Source organism: Nonomuraea sp. NPDC049750 (assembly GCF_040659625.1).
Lineage (GTDB): Bacteria > Actinomycetota > Actinomycetes > Streptosporangiales > Streptosporangiaceae > Nonomuraea.
Genome location: NZ_JBFANB010000029.1, coordinates 90,239 through 115,914 on the forward strand (window position 1 = coordinate 90,239; position 25,676 = coordinate 115,914).

Below are 25,676 nucleotides of genomic sequence, written 5' to 3' on the forward strand. Positions count from 1 at the left end.
GAACCGGATGCTCAGAAACCAGCCGCGTCGAGACCTGCGCTGGCTCAGTCGGGACCTGCACTGGCTCAAGCGACAAGGACGCAAAGACCGGCGGATCACGCTCTCCGTGCTAGCCGGAGTGCTCGCCGCCTGGATCCGCCAACTCTCCCCCACCGACCCGATGCCCGGGTCGGGCCCCCTGCTGGCCATCTCGCTGGGGCTGGTGACCGCGTCGGGGGCGGCCTGGCTGGTGGCGGCGGGCTTCCTCGCCATCACGGCTCGGCCGCGGCGGGAGCCGGCCGAGGCGTTGCGGTGGGTGTCGCATATCGCACGGGCCAAGGAGTGGGCGTTCTGCTCGCTCAGCGCTTATGTGGCGTGGCACCTGCTGCAGTTCGTCACCGCGCTGCTGGTGAGGTAGCCGCCGGGGGTCCTGGGCCGCACGGTCTTGGGCCGCGCGGTCCTTGGGCGACGGTGGGGGTTGTGCGTTGGTGGGGGCGGGGGGCGTCGACGCGGCGCGGGGCCGTACTGACGCCCCCTCAGAGCTCGGCCGACTCCAGCGTGTCGAGCCGCACCCCGGTCCCTGTGAAGACAGCCTGGACGATCTCGGCCGCGGTGAGCTCCGCGAGGCCGATCGGCAGGTCGGCCCGCTCGTCGCACCACCCGACGATCGCCTCGGCCGTCGTCACGGACACGGGCTCGGCGAAGTGGACGAGGCTGACGTACCAGCGATCACGCACCCGGCCACGCTCGAAGTCGCGCACCCCACGAGCGGCCAGCCCGTGCGCGAACCGCTTCTGGAGGGTGACCAGCGCGTCGTCGACCGGGTAACCACAGGCGAGCACCCCACCCGCGTGCGGACTCACGCCCCGCAGCACCACCCGGACCGGCGGCAACCCCGCGACCGCCTCACGCAGAGCGTCGGCCCAGGCACGCCGTAGCGGATCGTCCATGCGGATGACCGACCGGTAATGCTCCAGGGACCGCAGTGTGACGTGCAGGCAGTCCGCGCCGTGCGCCCAGTGCCCGGGCCCGGCGACCGTACTCGCCTCACGGGCCAGCTCCACCAGCCGGTCGAGCACCGTACCGGCGGGCCGCAGGACCGCGGCGGCTCCCCAGCGCGCGCCACCCTGCACCATCGGCCGGTCGTGGACGGCGCGCCCCGACAGGAGGGCGTCGCGTCCGGCGGCAAAGAAGGCAGCGAAGTCGGACATCCGGGCAGTATGCCAGTCAGGACTGCCGTCCGCCGCGGCCACCGGGGTCGGGCAGCACGTGCGGGGCCTCCGTCTTGACCGCCTCCAGCAGCTGATCCTTCGACGGGTTCACCATCGTCTTTCCGGCCACCGTCACGGTCGGCACGGTCTCGTTCCCGTTCGCCACCGAGCGGACGAACGCCGCCGCCTCAGGGTCTCGCCAGATGTTCACCTCGGCGTGCCGCAGCCGGGTGAAGCGCAGACGCGCGCGGAGCCTCATGCAGTACCTGCAGCCGGGCCGCCAGTAGACGACCACGCCCGTTCTATCCGCCAGCGCGTGCGACGTCGCCCGATCCCGGCGGGGCAGGTTCGCGATGATCATCCACGCCGCATAGAGGACGAGGAAGGAGATCGCGATCACAGAGAGCGCACTGGAGATCACGGAGGACATATGGGAAGTATCTCAAGCGAGTCTGACGATGACAGTGGCGGGCGGGACGCTGACAGAGATCTGGCAGTACGGACAGGCATGGTCGCACCATGACCGAGAAGACGAACGTACTCATCGTCGGCGGCGGCCCGACCGGGCTCACTCTCGCCGTGGATCTGGCCAGGCGCGGCGTCGGCTGCCGCATCGTGGAGCAGGCGCCGGAGCCCTTGGGCGGCTCCAAGGGCAAGGGGCTACAGCCCCGGACACAGGAGGTCTTCGATGATCTGGGGGTGATCGACCGGGTCCTGGCGGCTACGACGCTCTATCCGCCGCTTCGGGGGAGGATCGGCAGGGTGCCGGTGTACCAGGGCCGCATGCACAAGCTCGTCACTCCCACCGACGCGGTGCCGTACCCCATGGTGATGATGCACCCGCAGTGGCGCACCGAGGCGGTGCTGCGCGAGCGGCTCACCGAGCTGGGCGGAAAGGTGGAGCAGGGCACCGGGTTGACCGGTTTCGAGCAGGACGCGCGCGGCGTGACGGCCAGGCTGAGCGCGGGGGTGACCCTGCGGGCGGACTACCTGGTCGCGGCGGACGGCGGCAAGAGCTTCGTACGCAAGGCGCTCGGCATCGGTTTCGCCGGGGAGACCCGCGAGGAGGAGCGGATGGCCCTCGGCGACGTACGGGTCGAGGGGCTCGGCCGAGACCACATCCATGTCTGGTATCGGCCGGGCAAGGGAATGGTGGTGCTCTTCCCGATGGCCGGCACCGACACCTTCCAGATGCTCGCCCCGCTGAAGCCGGGCGTGGTGCCGGACCAGACGCTCGCCGGCTTCCAGCGGCTCTTCGGGGAACGGTCGATGCTGGGCGGGGTTCGGATCACCGAGCTGCTGTGGTCGTCCCTGTACCGGGTGAACATCCGCCTGGCCGACAGCTACCGGACCGGCCGGATCTTCCTCGCCGGGGACGCCGCCCACGTGCACTCGCCCGCCGGCGGGCAGGGGCTCAACACCGGCGTACAGGACGCCTACAACCTGGGCTGGAAGCTCGCCAGGGTGCTGGCCGGGGCGCCGGAGGCGCTGCTCGACACGTACGAGGAGGAGCGGCGGCCCGTCGCCGCCCGCGTACTCGGCCTCAGCACCGACCTGCTCGACAAGAAGACCCACAAACGCGACGAGGAGACCCACCAGCTGATGGTGAGCTATCGGGGCGGCTCGCTGGCCCGGCGGGGCGGGGACCGCGTGCCGGATGGTCGGGTGCGGCTGGCCGACGGGTCTCAGGTCCGGATGTTCGACCTGTTGCGGGGGACGCACTTCACGCTGCTGTCGCCCGATCCGGCGCCGCGCGTGGTCGGCGGGCCGGAGGTGCGGGCGTACGAGCTGGCCGAGCCGTACGGCGCCGAGCGCCACACGCTGATCCGGCCGGATGGATATGTCGGGATCTCGACCTCGTCAGCGGAGGAGCTCGCCGCTTATCTGGCCATGGTGTGACTGAGCCTTGTCGTGATCAGCGCGACGAGGCGCTTGGCGGCCGGCTGGCCCAGCAGGATGCCGGAGAGCACCAGGATCAGCCCGCAGACCTGTTGCGCGGTGAGCGTCTCGCCGGCGAGCACGGTGCCGAGCAGTACGCCGGTCACCGGGTTGAGCAGCCCGATCAGACCGACGGTCGCGGCGCTCAGGTGCCGCAGCCCCGCGAACCAGGCGGCGAACGCCAGCGCGGTCGCGACGACCGTGACATAGCCGAAGCCGAACAGCGCCGGGCCGTCCAGCGACGGCGGCGCGCCCTCCACGGCGACGGCGACGGGTAGCACCGCGATCCCGCCGGCGATGAGCTGCCAGGAGGTCAGCGAGAAGACGTCGACCCCCGCGCTCCACCGTTTGGCCAGCACATAGCCGGCCGAGGACATGACCATGGCCAGGACGGAGGCCAGTACGCCGGAGGCGTCGACCGACGCCGTACCGTCGAGCAGCAGCAGGCAGACGCCCGCGATCCCGATCCCGGCCCCGGTCAGGTGCGCCATCCTTGGGCGCTCGGCCAGCGCCGCCCAGGCGAACAGCATCATCATCACCGGGGAGGTCGCCATGATCGTCGATGCCATGCTCGTCGGCAGCTTCTGGGCGGCCAGGTAGACCAGCGCGAAGAACGCCCCCATGTTGAGCGTGCCGAGCACCAGCGAACGCCACCACCACGCTCCCCGGGGGAGCCTCCGGGCGAGCAGCAGGAGGAGTAACCCGGCCGGCAGGGCCCGGATCACCGCCCCGTACAGCGGATGATCGGGTGGCAGAAATCGGTGGGTGACCAGATAGGTGGAGCCCCAGGCGATCGGCGCGAGCGCGGTCACAGCCGCCCACCGAAAAGTACCTTCCATGGAAGCAATATAGCTTCCGTGGAAGCTATATTGGAATCGTGACGAACGACTTCGACCACGTCGCCCGCATCCAGCAGGCGTGGGCCCGCGAACGGCCCGACCTGGACGTGAGCCCACTGGGCGTGATCGGACGGCTGCACCGCCTCGCCGGTCACCTGACCGAGCGGCTGTGCGTGGTCTACCGCCAGTACGGGCTGGGCGAGGGAGACTTCGACGTGCTCGCCGCCCTCCGGCGCGCTGGAGCGCCCTACGAACGCGCGCCCGGCGAGCTGGCCGCGCACACCATGGTCACCACGGGCGCCATGACCAAGCGCATCGACCGGCTCGAACGCGCCGGTCTGGTCACCCGCCAGCGCAGCGCGAGCGACGGGCGCGGCCGGGTCGTCGCGCTCACCCGAGCCGGCCGGCAACTGTTCGACCAGGCGTTCACCGAGCACGTGGCGAACGAGCGCCGCCTGCTCGACGGCCTGACACCCGAACAGGCCGCCCAGCTGGAGTCGCTGCTCACCACCTGGCTCGCCTGCTTCGAGGCGCCGCGGCCCGCGAAGCTCGATGATCAGGCCTGAGGCGATCTATTGGGTCATGACGGGCCGAGGCCGGTTCCTACTCTGACCTCACGTGACCGGCCGATACGCGCGACCAGCCGCCTCTATGTGCGCCTTGGCCGCGCGCCGGGCGGTCTCCGGGTCTCCGGCGCGGATTCCGGCGACGATGGCGCGGTGCTGTTCGGTGATCGCACCGGCCCAGTGGGGGTCATCCAGGTTCGCCACGGTGGTGACCGCGATTCGATCCCACACACGGTGCAGGGCGTCTTCGAGGAAAGCGTTGCCCGCCGCGGCTCCGATGGCGCGGTGCAAGGCCAGGTTGGCCTGCGCGGAAGCGCGCGCGTCCTGCGCCTTCACCGCGATCTCGACCTGGTCCACGGCTCGATCGAGGGCATCGACCTCGATGGGGGCGAGCTCGCCATGCGCCTGCCGCTTGGCCGCCAGCTCCGCGGCCAGCGCCTCGAGATCGGCGCGCAGTACGAACAGCTGTTGCGCCTCTCTTGAGGTCAGCGCCGCGACGGCGACCCCTCGCGCCGCCGGGATGACCAGCCCTTCGGCCAGCAACCTGCCGATCGCCTCGCGCACCGGCGTCCGGCTGACCCCCAGGTCCGCGGCCAAAGCGGTCTCGGTGAGCCGCTGACCAGGCGCGAATTCGCCATCCGAGAATCTGTGGCGCAGTGCGACGTACACCGCGTGGGCGCTACCGGGCTGGGAGTCCGAGGAGATCGCCATTCGCTCAGTATACGCTGCATGCAAATCAGTCGACCTTGTGAACGCCGAATGAATCCTTGACATGCATTGCATGCAGTGGATACTTAGTACCCAGACATTCGAGACAAGGAGCGCCGTGCTGGACCCCCTGCGATTGACCGTTCTCGCCGTTGCGGGCTTCCTGGCCGGTGCCGTGAACGGGGTCGCCGGCGGCGGCTCGTTGATCTCGTTTCCCACACTGCTGGCCATGGGCTACTCACCCGTGGCGGCCAACGTCACCAGCGCGCTGGCCACCCTGCCCGGCTATGTGGGCGGGCTGGTCGGATACCGTGACGAACTGGGCACGGTCCGCCCGAAGGTCCGGCAACTCGCCGCGGTGAGTGTCGCCGGCGCGGCGTGCGGATCGGCGATCCTGCTCGGCGCGCCGGCGGAGCAGTTCCGATCCATCGTCCCGGTTCTGGTCCTCGTGTCGGTCATCGCCCTGGCCTTGCAAGGCATGGTGGCGGGACGTCTCGACAAAGCGAGAGCCGCCGGCGGCGGGCGCGGGCTGCTGATCGGCCAGTTCGCGGTCTCGATGTACGGCGGCTACTTCGCCGCGGGGCTCGGCGTGATGATGCTCGCCGTCCTCGGCGCCTTCGTGGCCGCGGACCTGCACCGGCTCAACGCCCTCAAGGGCGCCCTGTCACTGCTCGTCGGCTCGGTCTCCGCGCTGTGCTTCACCATGTTCGGGCCGGTGGAATGGATCCCGGTAGCCGTCATGTCGCTCACCGGCCTCGCCGGTGGCCGAAGCGGAGTGGTCCTCGCCCGGCGCGTGCCACCCCGATACCTTCGCTGGCTCATCGTCGGCGCCGGTCTCGTCCTGTCCGTCGCACTCTTCATAAGGTAACCATGCGTCAACGACACAACCTGCTCATCGCGGGCACGCACGTGATCTCGATGGATCCCGCCATCGGGGACGTTCCATCCGCCGACATCCTCATCCGCGCCGGTCAGATCATCGACGTCGGCCCGCACGACCCGGACCGAGAGGCCGGCGACGCGCAGATCATCGACGCGGCCGGAACAGTCACCCTTCCCGGCTTCGTCGACACCCACTGGCACCTGTGGAACTCGCTCCTGCGCGGCACGGTCGGCGACCGGCCCGGAACGGACTACTTCACGGTCAAGCGTGCGCTCGCGCCGCATTTCGAGCTGGACGACTTCTACTGGGCGGCCCGTCTCGGGCTGGCCGAGGCGATCAGCGGCGGCATCACCACGGTGCACAATTTCGACCACAACGTTCGCGGGCCTCGCGACGCCGACGCCAACATCCAGGCGCATCTGGACTCCGGCCTGCGCGGACGCTTCTCCTACGGTCCCCCCGACTCGGCCGCCCCAAGCAGCACGAACGACCTGGACGACCTGGCCGCGCTGCGGGCGCGCTGGTCCAGTGACCGTCTCGACGGCCGACTGGACTTCGGCGTCGCCCTGCGTGGCCCTTACCGCACCCCTCCAGAGGTGTACGAGCGCGAGTGGGCGGCGGCGCGGTCACTCGGCCTGCCGATCACCATGCACTGCGATCGATGCCTGCGTGAGGAAGGCTGCCGCAGCTGTGGCCTGGTCCGCCTCGAAGAGCTCGGACTGCTGGGTGAGGACGTACAGATCGTCCACGCCGTCCATGCCAGCGAGCAGGACATCCACGCGCTTGCCCGTACTCGGACCCGGGTGTCGCTGAGCCCGATCACGGAGATGCGGACCATGGGGTTCCCGTTGCTCACGGAACTCCTCGAAGCCGGCGTGCGGGTATCGCTCTCCCTGGACACGCTCGCCATGCCGACCAGCGCCGACATACTCGGGCACCTGCGCACGATCATTTCGGTTGAGGCCGCCCGTACCGGCTCCGGTACGGTCACACCGCGCAGGCTGCTCCAGTTCGCGACGATCGACGGTGCCAAGGATCTCGGACTGCAGGAGATCGTCGGTTCGGTCACCCCCGGCAAGCGCGCGGACCTCGTGATCCTGCGCTCGTCCGACATCAACCTGGTCCCCTCCGGCGACCCGGTCGAGGCGCTGGTCTACACGGGCCAGGTCGACAACATCGACACCGTCATCGCCGATGGCCGGATTCTCAAGCGACACGGACGGCTTGAGCCCACCGACGACGCGGACAACCCCGTCCTCGTGGCCGCCGCCCGCCGCGACGCGCTGCTGCGCAGGGCCGCGGCGGCCGGCGACTGGCCGGCCCACGGCGCCGGCACCCCGTCCCAGCCCATCTCGGATCCCCCAACGATCGCGGATGAAGGAAGACCACGATGAACGCCACCCCCCACTCCATCCTGCCCTCGCCAAGGGAAAGCCTGGCTCCCAGAGCCGCGGTCGCGATGTTCGGCCTGCTGCTGCTGGCCTACGCCGTCAACGCCATGGACCGCATGGTCTTTCCGATCCTGCTCGTCGAGGTGCGTGGCGAGTACGGCTTCAGTCTCGAGGCGGCCGGGTTGCAGGCCACCGTGTTCGCCATCGGGATGGGGCTGGCGGGCCTACCCGCCGGACGGCTCCAGCGAATGCTCGGACGCAAACGGACGATCGTGGCCGGCACCGTCGTGTTCTCGCTCGCGACCGCCCTGACCACGGCCTCGTTCGGGTTCACGGACATGGTGCTGTGGCGCGTGCTGTCCGGAGTCGGTGAGGCGCTGCAGCTCGCGATGATCATCGCTGTGGCTTCGACCGCGTTCCCGGCCCGTCGCGGCGTGGCCATCGGCAGCGTCAACGTGGCCTTCGCCGCCGGGTCGGTCATCGGCCCGTCACTCGGCAGCGGCCTGCTCGAGAGTCACGGCACCTGGCGGGCACCGATGCTCGTGTTCGCCGCCATCGGCATTGCCCTCGCGCTGGCCATCGTGGTGCTGGTGTCGCCACGATTCACAGAGGTGGACTCGTCGGCGAGCCAGTCCCCGCACATCGGTGGCGCGGACACGCTCCTCTCGCGTAACCCGCTCGTACTCGCCGCCATCGTCGCGCTCTTCGGTCTTGCCGATTTCGCGTTCATCGGCCTTTACGCCAGCTATCTCCGTGAGCAACTGGACTTCACCCCCGGCGGGGCCGGGTTCGTCATCGGGCTGTCAGGACTGGCGGCGTTCGCCTCACCACTCGGCGGCCATCTGGTCGACCGGTGGAGTCCGCGGATCGTGCTGCCGGCGCTCAACCTCGGTGTCGCGGCGTCCGGCTGTGCCCTGTTCCTCGGGCCCGGCTCGACGTCCTGGCAGGCGACCTTCTCGTTCCTGTTCGGGCTCTTCGCGAGCAGCGGTGTGTACGTGGCCGCGGCCGGCTACCTCATCAAGTCCGTCAACAGCGAGAACGTCAGCCGCGCGGCCGGACTGTTCGTCACCTGTATCTATGTCGCCGCCGGCGTCGCCGGTCTGCTGTTCAGCCGCCTGGTCTCGGCCACCGACTGGATCACGGCGGGCATGGTGCAGATCGTCGGCTTCTCGGTGCTCGGCGCCGTCCTCGCTCTCACCCTGCACCCGCACCTGTTCAGCAAAACCACTACGACTCAGGATCACTGACCCATGACCGCACCTGTGCTCTGGCAACTCGCCCAGACCACCCTGCCCGTTGTCGGAAGGCCGAAGTCCTTCCCGGTCCGTCGCGTCTACTGTGTCGGGCGGAACTATCTCGACCACATCCAGGAGATGCGGGAGGGCAGCGAACGCGACAAACCATTCTTCTTCCAGAAGCCGACGGACGCTGTCGTCCCCGACGGCTCCGCCATCCCCTACCCGCCTCAAACGGAGGATCTTCAGTTCGAAGGGGAACTGGTCGTCGCCATCGGCGCGGCCGGGTCCGGCATCAGCCCGCAGGACGCGCCGGGGCACATCTTCGGCCTCGCCGCCGGCATCGACCTGACCCGGCGCGACCGGCAGCGTGACTGCCGCGACATGGCCCGTCCCTGGGAGGCCGGCAAGTCCTTCGACCACTCGGCGCCCTGCGGCTCGATCCTCCCCATCGAGAAGGCCGTCTCGACCTTGTCCGGCGAACTGCGGCTGAGCGTCAACAACCGCCAACGGCAGCACACCAGCCTGGACCTGATGATCTGGAACGTTCCGGAGATCATCAGCCAGCTGTCCCACTCCTACCGCCTGATGCCCGGCGACCTGATCTACACCGGAACTCCCGCCGGCGTCGCCGCCGTACGCCCCGGTGACCAGATTCGCGTCGAGATCACCGGCCTGCCCGCCCTGACCGTGACCATCAGCGAAGGAGACGCCCATGCGTCCCAGTGAACGGCTCGAGTACGACCCCATCGAAGGCCGCTCCACACTCGCCTTGCCCGATGGCAAGCGAATGGTGGTCTGGGTCATCGTCAACGTCGAGACCTGGTCCGACACCGATCCCATGCCCCGGACCGTCCTGACCCCTCCGGCCGGTGGCATCCCGGCACCCGACGTGCCCAACTGGGCCTGGCACGAGTACGGCAACCGGGTCGGCTTCTGGCGCATGCTCCGGTCCCTGGACCGCCAGGGCGTACGAGCGTCGTTGGCGATCAACGGCCAGTCCGTCGAGGACTACCCGCAGATCGCGCAGGCGGCGCGAGATCGTGGATGGGAGTTTCTCGGCCACGGGTTCACCCAGAAGAACATGCAGAAGGTCGAGGACGAGCGAGCCGACATCCAGGCCACCACGTGGGCGATCGAGTCCGTGACCGGTGCCCGGCCACGGGGCTGGCTGGGCCCCGGACTGACCGAGACCTGGGAGACGCCGGACATCCTGGTCGAGGAGGGATATGAGTACGTATGCGACTGGGTGCTGGACGACCAACCCGTGGAGCTGGCCACCCGGACCTCGCCCATCGTCAACATTCCCTACACCCAGGAGTGCAACGACGTCGCGATGATGCTGATCCAGCACCATCCGGCTCGTGAGTACTTCCAGCGGGCGGTCGACCAGTTCGACCAGCTGTACAAGGACTCTGCCGAGTCTGCCCGGGTCATGGCTCTGGTCGTACACCCCTACATCATGGGCGCACCGCACCGCCTGAGGTACTTCGAGCAGGCCCTGCAGCACATCCGCGCCCACCAGGACGTCGAGTTCTGGACCGGTGAGCAGATTCTCGACTGGTACCGCCAAGCCCGCTCCGCCCCACAGCCATCACCGGAGCACGACTCCTTGGTCGCGCGCTAGCGAGCCTCGTTGTGGCCATCGCACTCCCGGTCAGAGGCCGAAGGCTCCGCCTTGGACGAGGATGAGCAGGCCGATCCCGATCAGGACGATGGGCAGGAGAATGTGCCCCCACCGGCTGAGAGCCTTGGCGATGACGGGTCGGGTGGCGAAGAACCTGCCCGCCAGGCACCAGACGGCGACCAGGACGAGGAAGACGACGGCATAGACGCTCATGCCGCCGAGACCAGCGGTGGCGAAGACAGGGACGTAGACGCCGATGTTGTCGCCGCCGTTGGCGAAGGTGACCGCGGCGACCTCCAACGCCTTGGGTCCACCCGAAGCGGCCTGCTCGTTGTCGGCGTCCTCGCCGTTGACGTGGTCGCGCCACGCCTGCCAGCCGGCCTTGAGACCCAAGGCCAGCGGTAGCAGGCCGAGGTACGGGATGACGGGCTCGGGCAGGAAGGTAGCGCCGAAAGCGGCGGCGATGGCGACGACGAGGATGGCGGCGAACCCGAGGTATTGCCCCAGAATGATCCGCGAGGTGGCGCCGCGGTGCCCGGCCCCCTGGGCGAAGAACAGCGCCAGGATCACGATGTCGTCGATGTTGGTGACGGCGAACAGGCCGGCGGCTTGCCCGAAGATGCCGACGTTCACGAGGGGCGTGGTTCCTCTCCAAGAGGCGGGAGTACCTGAGGAACGTATCGGGCTTGGTCTCAGGACGCCGACTCAGCGTCTAGCGTGAAGCCCGCGAGTATGCCGCGCCGCCGGGAGTCCTCACGTGATCCAATCCAGCAAGGTCCTCTACATCATCGTGTGCGCCGCGGGCGCCGCCGCCGACGTCGGCCGCCTGGTCACCGACGCCCAGGACGAGGGCTGGACGGTCCAGATAGTCGCCACCCCGTCCGCCCTGGACTTCATCGACGTTCCCGAACTGGAGCGGCAGACCGGCCGCCCCGTCCGCAGCCAGTACCGCAAGCCGCACGAGCCGAAACCCCCCAGAGCCGACGCGATCATCGTTGCTCCCGCGACCTACAACACCATCAACAAGTTCGCCCAGGGCATCGCCGACACCTACGCTCTCGGCCTCCTCGCCGAGGCGCCCGGCCTGGGCATTCCCGTCGTCGTCCTGCCCTTCGTCAGCAGCGCTTTAGCCTCCCGCTACCCCTTTCTCCGAAGCGTCGAAAGCCTGCGCGCCGAAGGCGTCCCCGTCCTCCTCGGCCCCGGCCAATTCGAGCCACCTCCCGCTGAGACCGGAGGAGAGAATCTGGACACTTATCCCTGGGCATTGGCGCTCGAGGAGATTGGGCGGCACTATCCCCGCTAATGATGTGGAAATCCCGCTCCAATCAGCTGGTCCCGGGCGAAGCGGAGGGCCTTACTCATGATTTCTCAGTGTTGGGATCGGTGAACGCTCGTAGACGCAGCCGCGCTGCTACGTTGCCGGCGAACCAAGCGAAGAAGTCGCTGTCCGGGTCATGGGCCGCGCGAACCGTCTCGCACCAGTCCTCCCGGTCGAGCACTGCCAGGTACCGGCGTACGAGGCGGTCTCGCTGTTCGGGGGTGTAACCGAGTCTTTCCGCCGGTTTCTGGGCCAGGTGGTCGGCAATCATGGCGGCGTCGACATACCTGTTCAGGGTCGCTGTCTGGCGGCTGAGATGACCGACGTACGCGTCCAGGACGATGCGTGCCAGCGGATAGCGCTCCAGGGTCAGACCCATGCCGCCGCAGTCGGCCATGGTCTTCAGTAGTCGGCCGGTGTGATCGATCAGGTCGTCGTCGACATCGGGCCCGGTGGTCGCTTCGTGGAGGTGAGCGGAGGTGGCGACCTGGCCGGCGAAGTAGCCGTTGAGGAAGTCGCCGTCGCAGGAGTGACGCAGCAGCCATGGGCGCGCCTTGGACGACGCGCTCCCCCGGCAGAGTTCCTCAATGACGTAGACCCGTCCCCATCCGACGACCCTTTGAGCGAGCCACATCAGTGCCTCCTGGCCACCACGATGGCGTCGTCGCAGGGCATCGGCGGCCAACGGACCGAACCAGTTCGACAGCAGCCCAATCGTCCGGATCAGCGGGATGTCCTCTTCCGCCCAATCGGCGGCGAGCAACGCCAGCCCCACGACGGCGGAGCGCCGATCGCCGCTGTGGCGTACGAGCCATCACCCGGTCTGCTGAACACGCTGTGCGTCCGCCCGCAGCGCTGCGGCGGCGATGTGCTCGTTGCGATGGATCGGGACGTCAACGTCGTGGAAGGCATCGGCGAGTTCGCTGGGCGGTGCATCGGCTCTGGCGAAGTGCCCGTCCGGGATCACGGCGACATCCACGCCGACCAGCCGTTGATCTTCTGGCATATCTCGTCGCGATCGTCGGCGGTACTGCTCCTCGTCGGGGTACGGGTCGCCGTCACGCGGCAGAGGAGAGTTCGGATCTAGCTGGTGCAGGCTCAGCGCGTACTCGAACAGGCTGATCCGGGGTCCGAGCGGTCCAGGCTCGGTCATCGCGCTCACCGGCGGACGAAGGACTCGATTCTCTCGATCATGTTCGGCATGATGCCAGCCCAAACCGCCCAGAGGCAAGGAGTGGCGTCACCCGAAGAATCTAGGCCGATCTCCTCAACGCGCAGGAAGCCTCCGATCTGGCTCTTCATCTGAATGGTGACGCGGAGACCCGGTCCTTCAGGGGCGGGAGGAAGCGCCACCCTTCCTTTCGAAAACAGTATGGAAACTATCGGTCACGTTCGGTAATGTGTGCGGTGAGTGAGGACGCTGTGACAGGAGGTGCGCGATGGCGATCCGCCGCTCCGCCACCAAACGCCACGGCCTGCCCACCGTCGTGCAATTGCGGCTCACACCCGCACCGGTTCAGGGCGATGCGCTGGCGGCGGCGGTGCTGCTGTGCAATCAGGCGGCCACCGTCGTGTCCCGGCTGGCCTGGCAGCACCGCGTCTTCGCCGTGGTGGAGTTGCATCGGCTGGCCTATTACGAGGTGCGCGGGCAGGTGGCTGGGCTGGGTGCGCAAGCGGCCGTGCGGGCGATCGCCCGGGTCGCCGGCGCCTACGCCAACCGGCGCGCCAGCAAGAAACGCGCCCACATCTTCCGCCCGCACGGCGCGGTCCCCTACGACGCCCGGCTGATGAGCTTCAACCGTGACGCCCGCACCGTGTCCCTGTGGACCCCCACCGGCCGCGTCACCCTCCCCTACACCGGCCGGCCAGAAGACCTCAAAGCCATCGACACGCTGCCTCTCGGCGAGGCCGACCTGATCTACCGGCGCGGCGTGTGGCTGCTGCAGGTCGCCGTCACCCTGCCCAAGCCGGTGGTGCGTGAGCCGGTCGGCGGCTTTGTCGGGGTTGATCAAGGGGTGGTGAACCTGGCGGTCACCTCCGATGGTGCGGTGCTGCCCGGCCCGGCCCTGCCTGGGCCGGTCGGCGGTAACGGCCACGTCCGCACCCTGCGCGAGCGGCGGCACCGTCAGCGCCGACGGCTGCAGAAGAAGGGCACGTCTGCGGCGCGGCGGGTGCTGCGCCGTCTGTCCGGTCGTGAGCACCGGATGATGACCGACCTCAACCACCAAATCTCGAAGTTTGTGGTGCGTGAAGCCGAACGCACCGGCCGCGGCATCGCCCTGGAAGACCTGCAGGGCATCCGCAGCCGGGTAAGGGCTCACCGGCTCCAGCGGCGCACCCTGCACACCTGGGCCTTCGCCCAGCAGATCACCTTCACCCGCTACAAAGCCGCCCGCGCCGGAGTCGCCTTCCTGCTGGTCGACCCCGCCTACACCTCCCAGGCCTGCCCGGAATGCGGGCACGTCAGCAGGGCGAACCGGCCGGCGCGGGGCCGGTTCGTCTGCACAAGGTGCGGCCTCGCTGGGCACGCCGACCACATCGCAGCCCGCAACATCGCCACACGCGGCATAGCGGGCTGGGCTGCCATCAACCAGCCACACGCTACCGTCCTCCCTTCAGCCAGACGGGACCGCGAGAGCAAACCACCAGCTTCAAACGGTGGTAGTTGATTAGCGTTTTCAGCACCGCGTCCCTCATGATCGAAAGAGATCCGCATGGCCCCCGCCCGTAAGACATTCCTCACCGGTCTGACCGTCTTCGCCGCCGGGTTGGCGCTGTGGTTGTTCGGGCTCGACACCGAGATCTTCGTGTTCACACCGACGAAGGTCGGGCTGGTTCTGATGGTCCTCGGCGGTCTGGAGGCTCTGTACGGGCTCTACAAGATCGTACGCGGCGACGGCGCGGAGCCGCGCTGACGCTGTGACCGGCGGTGGCGACTATGTAACCTGCCAATGATCAGCCAGGAAACCTCTTCCAGGCGCGTCGCCCCCCTGAGCGAGATGCCGTCCTGGCTAGAACAGGACCCTCATTACGGAATACGGGGGTTCGATGCTGAGACGTCAGACGAGACAGGCGGCAGGGGACCGCCGCAGGCCACCATCTGGCAGACGAGATCGGCCGGTGCGGCCGTCCCGGGTCTGGGTGTTGGCGGCGGGGGTTGTCGTCGCAGCGGGGTTGGCGGTGCCCATGGCCGAATCCGCGCCGGCGACCGCCGGCCCACGACTGACCCAGTCCGCGGCGGCGGCCACAGAGCCACAACTGACCAAGTCCGCCGATCCACAGCTTCAGGACTTCCTCTACGTGGCCAACAGCGGTTCCGACAACGTGTCGCTGGTCGACACGTTCTACAAGACCGTCACGCCCGTCGGTGTCGGCAGAGCTCCCAGCCAGGTGGCGATCAACCTGGCCGGTACCCGCCTCTACGTCACCAACAGCACCTCGGCCAACGTGTCGGTGGTCGACACCGAGACCAAGGCCGTCACCACGATCGACGTCGGTCGTTCGCCGAGTGGTGTGGCGGTCAACCCGGACGGCACCCGCGTCTACGTCGCCAACAGCGGCTCGGACAACGTGTCAGTGATCGACACCACCGCCACCCCGCCCTCTGTCACCACGATCGCCGTCGGTCGTTTTCCGACCGGTGTGGCGATCAACCCAGACGGCACCCGCGTTTACGTCACCAACTACGGGTCGAGCAGCCTGTCGGTCATCGACACCGCCACCAGCAATGTCACCACCATAGGCGTCAAGTCCTGGCCCAAGAGTGTGGCCGTTACGCCCGGCGGCACCCGCGCCTACGTGACGCACTATGGGGCGGCCAACCCCAATCTCGTGTCGGTGATCGACACCACCACCAGCAAGGTCACTGACACCATCCGCGCCGGCGACCATCCGATCGCGGTGGCGATCGACCCTGCGGGCACCTTCGCCTACGTCGCCAACCACTTCTCGGGCACCATTTCGGTAATCGACACCGCCACCAACAAGGAGACCAGCACCATCCAGGTCGGTCAGTCACCGAGTGGTGTGGCGATCAACACCGCGGGCACGCGCGCCTTCGTCACCAACAACCGGTCGGACAGCGTGTCAGTGATCAACACCGCCACCAAAGAGCAGGTCACCACCATCAACGTCGGCCGGTCTCCGATCGGTGTGGCCGTTCTCGACAGACCTGTGGACCGGACCGCCGTCGTCTCCCTCGGTGACAGCTACATCTCCGGTGAGGCCGGCCGTTGGAAGGGCAATGCCGTACCGGCGAGCAACCGGGGTGACCGCTGGGGGACCGACCGCGCCGCCTACAACTGCACCGCGATCGGTTTGCGGTGCGGTCACAACGGCCGGCGCGTCTACGGTGAGTCCTTCGACAACGGCTGCAACCGCTCGGACTCGGCCGAGATCCAGAGCGCGGCCATCAACGTGCTGCGCCGGATCAACCTCGCCTGCTCCGGCGCCAGAACCGTCAACGTGATCGGGGCCGACGCGGGCGGGAAATCCTTCAAGGGCGAGCCTCCCCAGGCCGACCAGCTCCGCCGGGCCGCCAAGCGGTACAAGGTCGAGTTGGTGGTCCTGTCCATCGGCGGCAACGACCTCGGCTTCGCCTCCGTCCTTGAGAAATGCGTCAAGAGATGGCAGAAGCAGCATGGGATCGAGCACTGCCACGTGGACCAGGAGCCCGTCTTCCGTGACGGCCTGGCAAAGACGAAGCCCAAGGTCGAGCAGGCCGTCCAGGAAATCAAGCGGGCCATGACCGATGCCCACTACGCCGATGGCTCCTACCGGCTCGTCCTGCAGTCCTACCCGTCTCCCGTTCCGCTGGGCGACCAGAACCGCTACCACGAGTTCAGCGACTCGCGCTTCACCGTGGGCGGCTGCCCGATGTTCAACGACGACTCCGACTGGGCCCATAACACCGTCATTCCCGCGATCTCCGACATGCTCAAGGACGTCGCCCGCACCCAGAACGTGGAATTCCTCGACCTGCGCAACCTGTTCGACGGCCACGAGGTCTGCGCCAACCGTGCGCAGCAAGCCACCGCCGCCAACTCTCTTGAGAACCCGCTGCCCGGCGACATCAGCGAATGGACTCGTTTCCTCGTCGTCCTGGAATCCCAGGGCCAGAGTCAGGAATCCATTCACCCCAATTACTACGGCCAGCGGGCCCTCGGCACCTGCCTGACCAAACTTCGGGACCACTCGGGAACCGAGAAGAACCACGTCTGCACCGGCACCCCCGGCCGCGCCCCGGAGGAGGTGAGCCTCACCAGTAGCGACTGGTGAGCCGGGCGGGCGGGATCGGCACAGCCGATCCCGCCCGGCTCGCCTTCCGGGCGGCGGACGCCGGTGGAGGCAGGCTCGCGCTGTCTGCACAATGGTCGCCATGGACGAGAACAGCCTGGACGAGAACATCCGGGACGAAGCATGGTGGAGGCGGCAAGCCGCCGCACAAGGAGAATGGTGGCGAAAACGGGCGGCAGCCCATCAGGAGCAGACCCTGCGGCAGAACAACCTGATGTACGGCGGCTTGATCGCCATCGGAGTGGTCTTGGTGCAGCCGTTCCTGACCCCCGGAGGCGCTGCCCTTGATCTGTCCGCCCAGATCTGCGTGGTCGCTTTCTCCTTAGCCATCCCCCTCTTGTCCGCTCTTATCGTGTTGAACCAGCATGAGACCTTCCGTCGGCGCTCGACGAGCTCCGTTTTCGTGCTGGTGGCGCAGCAGGCCGCGCTCGGGCTCGGGTACGCCGGGGTGGTCGCCGGTTTCTGGCACATCATGACGATCGCCGGGATCGCGATCCTGGTTGCCACGGTCTTGGGCGTGGCCGTGCATTCCGCGGGTTATGTGCAGGTGGAGGAAGAAGACGCCAAAGCCACGCCAGGTGCGGAGCAACCACCCGAAAGTCATGATGACTACATGAGCGAAGTCCTGAGATATGCCGCTTTCACCACTACTCCCGCCGGCGGCAACCCCGCCGGAGTGGTCCTGGATGCCCGGGCGTTGTCAGACGCGGCGATGCTCGCCATCGCCGCCGAACTCGGCTACTCCGAGACGGCCTTCCTGCACCCCACGGACGAGCGCCAGTACCGGATCCAGTACTTCAGCCCACTCGCCGAGGTCGCCTTCTGCGGCCACGCGACGATCGCCGCCTCGGTCGCGCTCGGCGAGCGGATCGGCCCCGGAACCGTGAACCTCACCACCCAGGCGGGCCCGGTCCCGGTGGACATCGCCGCGGATCCGACCGGGGAGATCACCGCCACCCTGACCAGCCCGCCGACCTCCACCCGCCAAGCCTCCGAAGAGGAGGTACGGCCCGTGCTCGCCGCACTGGGCTGGTCGGCCGATGACCTGGACCCCGCCTACCCGGCGCACGTCGCCAACGCCGGCAACGACCATCTCGTCCTGGCCGCGGCCAGCCGGAGCCGCCTGGCCGATCTCGACTACGACTTCGAGGCCCTGGGCAAGATCATGGCCGACTTGGGATGGACCACCGTCCACCTCTTCTGGCCCGAGTCCCCCACCGTCTTCCACGCCCGCGACCCGTTCCCACCTGGCGGCGTCGTCGAGGACCCGGCCACCGGCGCCGCGGCCGCCGCCTTCACCGGCTACCTGCGTACGCTGGGACGCCTCGAAGACGGCACCGTTCTCACCATTCACCAGGGCGTCGACATGGGGCGGCCCAGCCTCCTGACCTGTAGCACCATTCCCGGCGACTCCCGCGTCAAGGTCTCCGGCACCGCGGTGCCCATCCAATAACCGACTGATCACTCGGGATCTGAGCCGGCCGTCCCGAGTTCCCGGCGCAGCCTGGCCGGGTCGACCTCGGTCACGGCTGTCTTCCCGTCCAGCTCCCAGCCCTTCCCGTACGCCGTGGCGAAGGCTTCCTCCCCCAACACGGCCCGCGCACGGCGAGTGAGCTCGCGAACCTGCTGGTCGGTGCGGTCGTGCGTGCCGCGCAGCCGGGAGGCGACGCCGAGCAGGACGGCAGACTCGTGATGCCGCCCGTGCGCCTGGGCGAGCGCGGCCGCGTTCACCGCCCCCAGCGACAGGATCGGCAGGTCCCGGGCGTCCAGCGCCGCCGCGTACGCCTTCGCCAGCATCTTCTCCGCGCCGGCCAGGTCGCCCAACTCCAGACAGAGCGCGGCCCGTACGCTGCCGGCCAGCGCCCGCGCGTGGTCACCGGGGAACCTGGTGTCGCCGTGCAGAGCTCGTTCGGCCTCGTCGAGCAGCTCCCGCGCCCGGTCCAGGTCGCCGAGCCGCACCCGGAAGGCGGCCTCCCACGCGTCGACCAGGGCCGACAGCTCCGGCGAGGCCGCGCGCAGTGCCAGCTCCCGGGCCGAGCCGACCATCGCGATCGTCGAGTCGGTGTCGCCACGCCGCAGGTGCAGGTCGATCCAGCGCAGGTGGAGAAACACCTCGTCGCTGAGGCTGAGCGAGCCGAACTCGCCGGCCAGCGACTGCGCCTCGCGCAGGTCGGCCAGCGCGCCGTCGAGGTCGTCGTCGTACTGCCGCTGCTGGGCGCGCATCGGCAGCACGGTGGCCTGACCCCAGCGGTCGCCGGCCTGCCGGAAGCAGGCCAGGGCCGCCTCCACGTCGGCGCGCATGGTGTCGAACTGGCCCGCGTTCTCGGCGAACTGGGCGCGGAACATGCGGGCCAGCCCGGACAGCCACACGTCGTCGCCGTCGGCCAGGCGCGCGATCTTCGCGTACACGGTCTCCTCCTCCCGCAGGAACGCGAGCGTGAGCGCGGTGAGCGCGCCGCACGGGCCCGGCAGTTCCGGGTAGGCGAGCAGCCGGTCGGCCAGCTCGCGCAGCCGCGCCTGGTCGTCCGCGACCTCCTCGGTGGTCAGCCCCGGCCGGGTGTCGGCCCGGTTGATCAGGTGGATCGCGTGGGCGCAGTCGCGGCCGGGCGTCGGTTCGCCGCCTCCGGGCACCGCCAGCGCCTCGCCCAGCCAGTAGGCCGCGTCGGGGTGCCGGCCGAACATCTGCCAGTACCAGGTCAGGTTCAGGGCGAGAGCGACCGCGCCGGTGGCGTCGCCGGTGGCGCACCGACGGCGCAGGGCGGCCAGCGTGTTGTCGTACTCGGCGCTGATGACCCGGATGGCCGTCAGCTGGCCGGGCCCGCGCAACCGCGGGTCGTACCGGGCCATCAGCTCGGCGAAGTGGCCGGCTGCCAGGTCGCGGACGGCGCCGAGGTCGCCCGTCTCGGCCAGGCGGTCGGCGCCGTACTCGCGCAGCGTCTCCAGCATGCGGTAGCGGCCCGGGTCGGGCGCGAGCTGCAGCAGGGACCGGTCGACCAGGCCCGCGAGCAGTTCGGGGATCTCGGCGACCGGCACCGCGGTGCCGGCGCAGAGCGCGGTGGCCGAGGCCGGCGTGACGCCGCCGGGCAGGATCGAGACGCGTTCGGCGACCGTACGCTCGTGCTCGCTCAGCAGTTGCCAGCTCCAGGCGATGACCGCGCGCAGCGTGCGGTGCCGGGGCAGCGCGGTACGGCTGCCGGTGGTGAGCAGCCGGAACCGGTCGGACAGCCCGTCGGCCAGCTCGGGCAGCGACAACGTCCGCAGCCGGGCGGCGGCCAGCTCCAGCGCCAGCGGCATCCCGTCCAGGCCGCGGACCACCCGCCGGACCTCGGGCAGCGTCGTGTCGTCCACGTCGAAGCCCGGGCGTACGGCCGCCGCCCGCTCGGTGAACAGGCGTACCGACGCCGCCCGCCGGGCCTGCTCGACGCCGTCGTCCGGGCCGGGCAGCGCGAGCGGGCCGAGCGGCACCAGCGCCTCGCCGTCGACCGCGAGAGGTTCGCGGCTGGTGGCGAGTACGCGCAGCTCCGGGCAGCGGGACAGCAGCGCCGCGGCCAGGTGGGCCACGGCGTCGACCAGGTGCTCGCAGTTGTCGACCAGCAACAGGATCTCCCGGCCGCCGAGCCGGTCGGCGAGCACGTCCAGCTCGTCGCCCTCGACCCGCGTCCTGGCCTCGAACATCGCGCCGCCGCGCAGCCCGATCCCGGCGAGCACGGCCGCGCCGACCTTGGCCGGCTCGGTGACCGAGGCGAGGTCGATCAGCCAGGCGCCGTCACGGTAGTCGTGGCCGTGGCGGCGGGCGGCCTCGACGGCGAGGCGCGTCTTACCGGCGCCACCGGGGCCGAGCACGGTGACCAGGCGCCCGGCGGCGAGCAGTGTGTCGATCCGGGCGAGGTCGTCGTCGCGCCCGATGAAGCTGGTCAGCGGCGCGGGCAGGTTACTCGGCCTGGTCTGCGGCGCGGGCAGGCTACTCGGCCCGGTCTGCGGCGCGGGCAGATTACCCGGCCCGGTCTGCGGCGCGGGCAGATTACCCGGCCCGGTCTGCGGCGCGGGCAGATTGCCCGGCCTGGTCTGCGGCGCGGGCAGGTTACTTGGCTCGGTCGGCGCGACGTCGGCGGCCGGGGCGGGCCGCTCGGCGCGCAGCAGGCGCAGGTGGCGTTCGTGCAGGGCGGTGCCCGGGTCGGTGCCGAGGGCGTCGGCCAGGGTTTCGCGGACCCGCTCGTACAGGGCCAGAGCGTCGGCCTGGCGACCCTGGGCGGCGAGCGAGTCCATGAGCAGCGCGGCCGCCCGCTCGTGAACGGGGTGCTCGGTGAGCAGGGCGGTCAGGCGGACGGCGGCCGCGTCGGCACGGCCCAGGGACAACTCGGCGTCGGCGAGATCGGCGACGGCCTCGATCGAGGCGTGGGCCAGCCAGGTCGCGACGGTGGGCGCGACCTGAGCGACGACCGCAGGCTCGGCTCCGGGACGGTCGCCCCACAGCGCCACGGCCTCGCCGAGCACGGCCGCCGCGCCATTGGGGTCGCCGGCGCGCAGACGGTCACGACCGGCGGCGGCGAGCTGCTCGAACCGCAGCGCGTCCACATCGGCCGCGTCCACGCTCAGCCGGTAGCCGCCCGCGACCTGCGCGACGTCGCCGGCCGAGCCGATGGATCGGCGCAGCCGCGAGACGAGGGCCTGAAGGGCGTGAGCGGGGTCGGCCGGGAGGTCATCGGCCCAGATCGCGTCGATCAGGACGCCCTGCTCGACCGCGCGCCCGCCGGCCAGCGCCAGCCGTACGACCAGGCCCTGCGACCGCGCGCCGGGAACAGGCAGGGCGGCGTCACCGCGAGACACCTGAAAGGCGCCGAGCAGCGTGACGCGAAGCCTCGCATCCCCGTCCATCTTCCGAATCTTCGCGCGCGTGCCATCGAGTGTCCAAATCAGGACTTGTCACCATGTGAGCGCCGTGTGTGCCCCGTGTGAGCGGCCCGCGTCAGTCTTCGCATGCCCCGGAGAACGTCGTGGGGCGCGCGGAGGGGCCGCGCAAAACGCTCTGGAATAGCGTTCCAATAACTTTCGGAAAGGGGGCTTCCGTGCACGACGTAGTGATCGTGGGCGCCGGCCCGGTTGGTCTGTTCCTCGCCTGCGAGCTTGGTCTCGCGGGCTGCTCTGTCCTGGTGCTTGAGCGGGAGCCGGAGCCCGGCTCCCCGTGGAAGGCGGACCCGCTCGGGATGCGGGGCCTGTCCGCGGCGTCGGTGGAGGCGTTCTATCGGCGGGAGATGCTGCACCCGCTGTTGACGGCCTCAGGCATCCCTTCCGGCGGGAACTCCGACACGGACGAGCCGTCACCCCCTCGTGGCGTGGGCCACTTCGCCGGCATGATGCTCGATCCGGCCAAGGTCGACGTCGCCGCCCTGCCGTTCCGGCTGCCCAGCCCGGCGATGGACGGCGTGATGACGAACCTCGAAGCGGTCGAGGCGGTGCTGTCCGAGCGGGCGGCCAAGCTCGGCGTGGAGGTCAGGCGCGGCGTCACGGTCTCCGCCATCGCGCGGACCGATGAGAGCGTGGTCGCTCGAGCCGGCGGGCACGAGTACGCGGCGCGCTGGCTCGTCGGCTGCGACGGCGGACGCAGCGCGGTGCGCGGGCTCGCGGGTTTCGACTTCGTCGGCACCGAGCCGCAGTTCACCGGCTATGTCGTGCTCGCCACCATCGCCGATCCCGAGAAGCTGCGCCCCGGATTCAACCTGACGCCGACCGGCATGTACCTCCGGACGCCCGCGGACGGGTACATCGGCATGCTGGACTTCGACGGCGGCACGTTCGACCGCTCGCGGCAGCCGACTCGCGAGCATCTCCAGGCGGTTCTGCGCCGTGTGTCCGGCACCGACGTGACGCTGAGCGATGTCCATCTCGCCTCAAGCTTCACTGATCGGGCGATGCAGACGACGACCTACCGGCAGGGACGCGTCCTGCTCGCGGGCGACGCCGCGCACATCCACTCTCCCCTTGGGGCGCAGGGACTCAACCTCGGCATCGGCGACGCCTTGAACCTGGGGTGGAAGCTCGCGGCGACAGTGCAGGGGTACGCGCCGGACGGGCTCCTCGACACCTATACCCGCGAGCGTCATCCGATCGGCGCCTGGGTACTGGACTGGACGCGCGCCCAGGCGGCGGTCATGCGGCCGGACCCGCATGCCCAGGCGATCCAGGCGGTGGTCCGCGACCTGCTCGGAACCCGTGACGGAACGACGTACGTGTTCGAGAGGACATCGGGATCATCGCTCCGTTATGACCTCGGCAGCGAGCAGCAGCTGGTCGGCCGCAACGCCCCGGAGCTCTGCCTTGAGGACGGCACTCGCCTCGGCGAACTGATGCGGGACGGCCGAGGCGTCGCGCTCGATTTCAGCGCCGACCGACGCCTGCACGATTCAGCGATGGGCTGGGAAAACCGGATGCGGTATGTAGCCGGTCCGGCGAGAAACGACTTCGGATTCGGGGCCCTGCTTGTCCGGCCCGACGGCATAGTCGCCTGGGCCGGTGATCGCGCCCCTGATCGTGACGCGTTCGAGCAGGCCGCCGGCCATTGGTTCGGTAGCCCGGCGATTTAACGCCGCACCGCCCCGAAATCAACTACCACCCGCTGAATCTGGTGGTTTGCTCTCGCGGTCCCGTCTGGCTGAAGGGAGGCCGGAAGCGTGTGGCTGGTTGATGGCAGCCCAGCCCGCTATGCCGCGTGTGGCGATGTTGCGGGCTGCGATGTGGTCGGCGTGCCCAGCGAGGCCGCACCTTTCGCAGACGAACCGGCCCCGCGCCGGCCGGTTCGCCCTGCTGATATGCCCGCATTCCGGACAGGCCTGCGAGGTGTAGGCGGGGTCGACCAGGACGAAGGCGACTCCGGCTCGGGCGGCCTTGTAGCGGCTGAAGGTGATCTGCTGGGCGAACGCCCAGCCGTGCAGGGTGCGCCGCTGGAACCGATGAGCCCTTACCCGCCCGCGAATGCCCTGCAGATCCTCCAGGGCGACCCCGCGGCCGGTGCGTTCGGCTTCACGCACCACAAACTTCGAGATTTGGTGGTTGAGGTCGGTCATCATCCGGTGCTCACGACCGGACAGACGGCGCAGCACCCGCCGCGCCGCAGACGTGCCCTTCTTCTGCAACCGTCGGCGTTGGCGGTGCCGCCGCTCGCGCAGGGTGCGGACGTGGCCGTTACCGCCGACCGGCCCCGGCAGGGCCGGGCCGGGCAGCACCACGCCGTCGCAGGTGACCGCCAGGTTCGCCACCTCTTGATCCACCCCCACAAAGCCGCCGACCGGCTCACGCGTCGCCGGTGTGGGCAGGGTGAGCGCGACCTGCAGCAGCCACAGGCCGCGCCGGTAGATCAGGTCGGCCTCCCCCATCGGCAGCGTGTCGATGGCTTTGAGGTCTTCTGGTCGGCCGGTGTAGGGGAGGGTGACGCGGCCGGTGGGGGTCCACAGCGACACGGTGCGGGCGTCACGGTTGAAGCTCATCAGCCGGGCGTCGTAGGGGACCGCGCCGTGCGGGCGGAAGATGTGAGCCCGTTTCTTGCTGGCGCGCCGGTTGGCGTAGGCGCCGGCGACCCGGGCGATCGCCCGCACGGCCGCCTGCGCGCCCAGCCCGGCAAGCTGCCCGCGCACCTCGTAGTAGGCGAGGCGGTGCAACTCCACCATGGTGAAGACGCGGTGCTGGAAGGCCAGGCGGGAGACGACGGTGGCCGCCTGATTGCACACCTGCACCGCTGCGGCCAGCGCGTCGGCCTGGGCCGGGGTGGGCGTGAGCCGTAGTTGCACGACGGTGGGCAGGCCGTGGAGTTTGGTGGTGGAGCGGCGGATCGCCATCGCGCACCTCCTGTCACAGCTTCCTCACCCACCGCACACATTACCGAACGTGACCGAGCCTTTCCATACTGTTTTCGAAAGGAGGGGGTGGCGCTTCCTCACGGCCTTGAAGGACAGGGCGTCCGCGCCACCATTCAGATGAAATTTCCTCTCCTCGACCGAGATTCAGGAGCACAAATGACGATCACCCTCCGACCGGGAAGCACCGTGATGTTCACCGGCGATTCGGTCACCGACTGCCAACGGCTGGAGAGCGAAGACGGCCTCGGCTTCGGCTACCCCCTGCGCGTCGCGGGCGAGTGGGGACTGCGGCACCCGGACCGGCCCGTTACCTGGCTGAACTCCGCCATCGCCGGCAACAAGGTGATGGATCTCGAAGCCCGCTGGCAGGCGGACGTGCTCGACGCGCGCCCGGACGTGGTGTCGATCCTCGTCGGCGGCAACGACGTGGCCTGGCACACGTACGACCCGGACGGCTACGTGATCTCCATCGAGGAGTACGCGGCAGGCTACGACCGCCTGCTCGCGCCCCTCGCCGAGGCCGGCGTCGAGCTGATCCTCATCGAGACGTCCCTCCTGCCGATCAGCGGCCTTGTCGAGGTCGGCGACGTGCACATAGGCGAGAAGGAGCGGAAGGAGTGGCGGGCCGACCTGGACCCGAAGAACCAGGTCGTCCGCGAACTCGCCCGCAAGTACGGCGCGCACCTGCTCGCCGCCGACGGCATGTTCGCCGAGCTCGCCGCGACGACCGGGCCGGAGTACTGGGCCGCGGACGGCGCGCACCCGACACCGGCCGGTCACGCCGCACTCGCGGCGGCCTGGCTGCGCCTGGTCGCGTGACCGGGCCTCGCCGGCGG

Annotated in this window: 24 protein-coding genes; 15 read left to right on the top strand and 9 right to left on the bottom strand. The window is 69.5% G+C overall.

Going from position 1 to position 25,676, the window contains the following annotated elements; translation table 11 throughout:
* The first annotated feature begins 7 nt into the window (after positions 1–7).
* Positions 8–397 carry a hypothetical protein gene (locus AB0J16_RS46395; RefSeq protein WP_358552130.1) on the top strand — a complete coding sequence of 130 codons (390 nt, stop codon included), beginning with the start codon at positions 8–10 and terminating at the stop codon, positions 395–397.
* A gap of 118 nt (positions 398–515) precedes the next feature.
* On the opposite strand, the gene AB0J16_RS46400 is transcribed toward AB0J16_RS46395, so the two are convergent.
* On the bottom strand, positions 516–1,190 hold the full coding sequence (locus AB0J16_RS46400) for a hypothetical protein (protein ID WP_358552132.1): 675 nt from the start codon (positions 1,188–1,190) through the stop codon (positions 516–518).
* Positions 1,191–1,206: 16 nt separating this feature from the next.
* The gene (locus AB0J16_RS46405) at positions 1,207–1,620 is read right to left on the bottom strand and encodes a glutaredoxin domain-containing protein (protein WP_358552134.1); all 414 of its coding nucleotides are present in this window, start codon (positions 1,618–1,620) and stop codon (positions 1,207–1,209) included.
* Positions 1,621–1,709: 89 nt separating this feature from the next.
* On the opposite strand from AB0J16_RS46405, the gene AB0J16_RS46410 reads away from it, so the two are divergent.
* Positions 1,710–3,089, top strand: a complete 1,380-nt coding sequence (locus AB0J16_RS46410) for an FAD-dependent monooxygenase (RefSeq protein WP_358552136.1) — start codon at positions 1,710–1,712, stop codon at positions 3,087–3,089.
* Here the strand turns inward: AB0J16_RS46410 and AB0J16_RS46415 are convergent.
* Positions 3,071–3,967, bottom strand: a complete 897-nt coding sequence (locus AB0J16_RS46415; RefSeq protein ID WP_358552138.1) for a DMT family transporter — start codon at positions 3,965–3,967, stop codon at positions 3,071–3,073. The two genes, AB0J16_RS46410 and AB0J16_RS46415, sit on opposite strands and share 19 nt — an antisense overlap.
* A 38-nt stretch (positions 3,968–4,005) precedes the next feature.
* Here AB0J16_RS46415 and AB0J16_RS46420 point away from each other — a divergent pair, with 38 nt between their 5' ends.
* Positions 4,006–4,533, top strand: coding sequence for a MarR family transcriptional regulator (locus tag AB0J16_RS46420; RefSeq protein WP_358552140.1), 528 nt, complete (start codon positions 4,006–4,008; stop codon positions 4,531–4,533).
* A gap of 48 nt (positions 4,534–4,581) precedes the next feature.
* Here AB0J16_RS46420 and AB0J16_RS46425 read toward each other — a convergent pair whose 3' ends face one another.
* Complete coding sequence (locus AB0J16_RS46425) at positions 4,582–5,244, bottom strand: GntR family transcriptional regulator (RefSeq protein WP_358552142.1); 663 nt, start codon at positions 5,242–5,244, stop codon at positions 4,582–4,584.
* A 115-nt stretch (positions 5,245–5,359) separates the two neighbouring features.
* Here AB0J16_RS46425 and AB0J16_RS46430 point away from each other — a divergent pair, with 115 nt between their 5' ends.
* From AB0J16_RS46430 to AB0J16_RS46450, 5 genes are read left to right on the top strand one after another with little or no spacing between them, the layout of a single operon-like run.
* On the top strand, positions 5,360–6,109 hold the full coding sequence (locus AB0J16_RS46430; protein ID WP_358552144.1) for a sulfite exporter TauE/SafE family protein: 750 nt from the start codon (positions 5,360–5,362) through the stop codon (positions 6,107–6,109).
* 2 nt (positions 6,110–6,111) lie between these two features.
* A complete protein-coding gene (locus tag AB0J16_RS46435) occupies positions 6,112–7,518 on the top strand; it encodes an amidohydrolase family protein (RefSeq protein WP_358552146.1) in 1,407 nt (468 codons plus the stop codon).
* Positions 7,515–8,762, top strand: coding sequence for an MFS transporter (locus tag AB0J16_RS46440; RefSeq protein ID WP_358552148.1), 1,248 nt, complete (start codon positions 7,515–7,517; stop codon positions 8,760–8,762). The genes AB0J16_RS46435 and AB0J16_RS46440 overlap by 4 nt, the downstream gene beginning before the upstream one ends.
* Positions 8,763–8,765: 3 nt before the next feature.
* A complete protein-coding gene (locus AB0J16_RS46445) occupies positions 8,766–9,479 on the top strand; it encodes a fumarylacetoacetate hydrolase family protein (protein ID WP_358552150.1) in 714 nt (237 codons plus the stop codon).
* Positions 9,466–10,377 carry a polysaccharide deacetylase family protein gene (locus AB0J16_RS46450; RefSeq protein WP_358552152.1) on the top strand — a complete coding sequence of 304 codons (912 nt, stop codon included), beginning with the start codon at positions 9,466–9,468 and terminating at the stop codon, positions 10,375–10,377. Before AB0J16_RS46445 ends, AB0J16_RS46450 begins: the two co-directional genes overlap by 14 nt.
* A 30-nt stretch (positions 10,378–10,407) precedes the next feature.
* On the opposite strand, the gene AB0J16_RS46455 is transcribed toward AB0J16_RS46450, so the two are convergent.
* The gene (locus AB0J16_RS46455) at positions 10,408–11,010 is read right to left on the bottom strand and encodes a cadmium resistance transporter (RefSeq protein ID WP_358552154.1); all 603 of its coding nucleotides are present in this window, start codon (positions 11,008–11,010) and stop codon (positions 10,408–10,410) included.
* Positions 11,011–11,134: 124 nt separating this feature from the next.
* On the opposite strand from AB0J16_RS46455, the gene AB0J16_RS46460 reads away from it, so the two are divergent.
* Positions 11,135–11,680 carry a flavoprotein gene (locus AB0J16_RS46460; protein ID WP_358552156.1) on the top strand — a complete coding sequence of 182 codons (546 nt, stop codon included), beginning with the start codon at positions 11,135–11,137 and terminating at the stop codon, positions 11,678–11,680.
* Between the two features lie 55 nt (positions 11,681–11,735).
* Here AB0J16_RS46460 and AB0J16_RS46465 read toward each other — a convergent pair whose 3' ends face one another.
* Positions 11,736–12,470 carry a hypothetical protein gene (locus AB0J16_RS46465; RefSeq protein WP_358552158.1) on the bottom strand — a complete coding sequence of 245 codons (735 nt, stop codon included), beginning with the start codon at positions 12,468–12,470 and terminating at the stop codon, positions 11,736–11,738.
* A gap of 39 nt (positions 12,471–12,509) precedes the next feature.
* Positions 12,510–12,857: a hypothetical protein gene (locus tag AB0J16_RS46470; protein ID WP_358552160.1), complete on the bottom strand. Its 348-nt coding sequence runs from the start codon at positions 12,855–12,857 to the stop codon at positions 12,510–12,512.
* A gap of 277 nt (positions 12,858–13,134) precedes the next feature.
* Here AB0J16_RS46470 and AB0J16_RS46475 point away from each other — a divergent pair, with 277 nt between their 5' ends.
* The 4 genes from AB0J16_RS46475 (at position 13,135) to AB0J16_RS46490 (ending at position 18,443) form a co-directional block, all read left to right on the top strand.
* Positions 13,135–14,364, top strand: coding sequence for a transposase (locus AB0J16_RS46475; protein ID WP_358552162.1), 1,230 nt, complete (start codon positions 13,135–13,137; stop codon positions 14,362–14,364).
* A gap of 45 nt (positions 14,365–14,409) precedes the next feature.
* Positions 14,410–14,610 (top strand): DUF5708 family protein, encoded by a 201-nt coding sequence (locus AB0J16_RS46480; RefSeq protein WP_358552164.1) that lies wholly within the window; start codon positions 14,410–14,412, stop codon positions 14,608–14,610.
* Between the two features lie 271 nt (positions 14,611–14,881).
* Positions 14,882–16,972 carry a beta-propeller fold lactonase family protein gene (locus AB0J16_RS46485; RefSeq protein WP_358552166.1) on the top strand — a complete coding sequence of 697 codons (2,091 nt, stop codon included), beginning with the start codon at positions 14,882–14,884 and terminating at the stop codon, positions 16,970–16,972.
* Positions 16,973–17,072: 100 nt separating this feature from the next.
* Positions 17,073–18,443 carry a PhzF family phenazine biosynthesis isomerase gene (locus AB0J16_RS46490; RefSeq protein WP_358552168.1) on the top strand — a complete coding sequence of 457 codons (1,371 nt, stop codon included), beginning with the start codon at positions 17,073–17,075 and terminating at the stop codon, positions 18,441–18,443.
* 8 nt (positions 18,444–18,451) lie between these two features.
* Here AB0J16_RS46490 and AB0J16_RS46495 read toward each other — a convergent pair whose 3' ends face one another.
* A complete protein-coding gene (locus AB0J16_RS46495; RefSeq protein ID WP_358552170.1) occupies positions 18,452–21,865 on the bottom strand; it encodes a BTAD domain-containing putative transcriptional regulator in 3,414 nt (1,137 codons plus the stop codon).
* A 191-nt stretch (positions 21,866–22,056) separates the two neighbouring features.
* On the opposite strand from AB0J16_RS46495, the gene AB0J16_RS46500 reads away from it, so the two are divergent.
* Positions 22,057–23,571 carry an FAD-dependent oxidoreductase gene (locus tag AB0J16_RS46500; RefSeq protein ID WP_358552172.1) on the top strand — a complete coding sequence of 505 codons (1,515 nt, stop codon included), beginning with the start codon at positions 22,057–22,059 and terminating at the stop codon, positions 23,569–23,571.
* An 18-nt stretch (positions 23,572–23,589) separates the two neighbouring features.
* Here the strand turns inward: AB0J16_RS46500 and AB0J16_RS46505 are convergent, their stop codons facing one another.
* On the bottom strand, positions 23,590–24,819 hold the full coding sequence (locus tag AB0J16_RS46505; protein ID WP_358552174.1) for a transposase: 1,230 nt from the start codon (positions 24,817–24,819) through the stop codon (positions 23,590–23,592).
* Between the two features lie 177 nt (positions 24,820–24,996).
* Between AB0J16_RS46505 and AB0J16_RS46510 the strand changes: the two genes are divergently transcribed.
* Positions 24,997–25,659 (top strand): GDSL-type esterase/lipase family protein, encoded by a 663-nt coding sequence (locus tag AB0J16_RS46510; RefSeq protein ID WP_358552176.1) that lies wholly within the window; start codon positions 24,997–24,999, stop codon positions 25,657–25,659.
* Positions 25,660–25,676: the final 17 nt, after the last annotated feature.